This window comes from Acetobacter sp. DmW_125128, from assembly GCF_008704325.1.
GTDB classification, from domain to species: domain Bacteria; phylum Pseudomonadota; class Alphaproteobacteria; order Acetobacterales; family Acetobacteraceae; genus Acetobacter; species Acetobacter oryzifermentans.
In genome coordinates, this window is the sequence record NZ_VHOP01000087.1 from 1 (window position 1) to 1112 (window position 1112).

Below are 1112 nucleotides of genomic sequence, written 5' to 3' on the forward strand. Positions count from 1 at the left end.
GTGGCTCGACTGATACCGACAGTCCGGACAAACAGCCCCGTCTGTGACTTCTGATCGGCAAAGACATGCTCGACACGCGAGCGGATAACTGACATTCCAGCATTCGATTTCGTAACCGGCCGTTTGAGGCCGCCTTATGATTGAGGATTGTGACTGGTAACTTACCGTCGTTAACGACGTCGTTATTGACGTCATTTGAGAGGTAAGAATGACCCAGGAAATCCTGATTGGCGTTGAACGCCGCCGCCGCTGGTCGGATGAACGGAAGCTGGCGATACTGGCTGAAGTTGGTGTGGATGGAGCAAGTGTATCGGATGTGGCACGTCGACATGACCTGACCCGCCAACATCTTTACCAATGGCGGACGTCATTCCGTCAAAGACTATCTTCCCCAGATCAGTCTGTGGCGTTTGTTCCTGTTGCTTCAGTGACGACACCTGCTGTGGCATCTGGCGGTGATCCTGACGAACTGGCCATAGTGCTGCGCAATGGCCGTAGTATCAGGGTGACGGGACATCCTGCCGAAGATCTTCTGGCCCGGGTCATCCGGATTGCGGAGACGGCATGATTGGCGTGGGCAACGGCGTGCGTGTCTATCTGGCCTGCGGGGTGACCGATATGCGCAAGGGCATATCGGGTCTGGCTGCACTGGCACAGGACGTGCTGCGTCAGAACCCGACATCAGGGGCGCTCTTTGCCTTTCGTGGTCGCCGTGGGGACAGGATCAAGCTTCTGATGTGGGACGGTCAGGGATTCTGTCTTTATTACAAGGTGGAGGGTTCGAAAAACCCGCTGGTTTTGAAACCAGCTCTGTGATTCCATTCGTCCGGTTCTGACTGAGGGAATGGCGGTATGAAGCAGACGGGATTTTTTGACGTTGAAGAGCGGCTTGCCCGCTTGAGCGGGCTTGGTGATCAGCTCGAAGCATTTTCCCGGACTGTGGATTTTGAAGTCTTCCGCCCTGACCTGGAGAAGGCTCTGGCGTATTCTGACGGCAGCAAAGGCGGACGACCGCCATTTGATCCTGTGCTGATGTTCAAAATTCTGGTGATCCAGACGCTCAACAATTTGTCTGATGAGCGGACGGAATATCTGATCAACGATCGCCTCTC

General features: G+C 54.9%; 3 protein-coding genes and 1 pseudogene. 3 read left to right on the plus strand and 1 reads right to left on the minus strand.

The genetic code is table 11. The features are described 5' to 3' along the window. Positions 1-116 (minus strand): annotated as a pseudogene (locus FKW19_RS15030) (IS5/IS1182 family transposase); the annotation flags it as partial. A 92-nt stretch (positions 117-208) separates the two neighbouring features. On the opposite strand from FKW19_RS15030, the gene tnpA reads away from it, so the two are divergent. From tnpA to FKW19_RS15045, 3 genes are all read left to right on the plus strand, one after another. After that, a complete protein-coding gene (gene tnpA / locus FKW19_RS15035; RefSeq protein ID WP_007400224.1) occupies positions 209-568 on the plus strand; it encodes an IS66-like element accessory protein TnpA in 360 nt (119 codons plus the stop codon). After that, entirely contained in the window at positions 565-816 is a 252-nt protein-coding gene (gene tnpB / locus FKW19_RS15040; protein ID WP_116100358.1) for an IS66 family insertion sequence element accessory protein TnpB, read from the plus strand. The genes tnpA and tnpB overlap by 4 nt, the downstream gene beginning before the upstream one ends. Positions 817-852: 36 nt before the next feature. Continuing rightward, the coding region (locus tag FKW19_RS15045; RefSeq protein ID WP_150225413.1) for a transposase at positions 853-1112 on the plus strand (260 nt) is incomplete at its 3' end.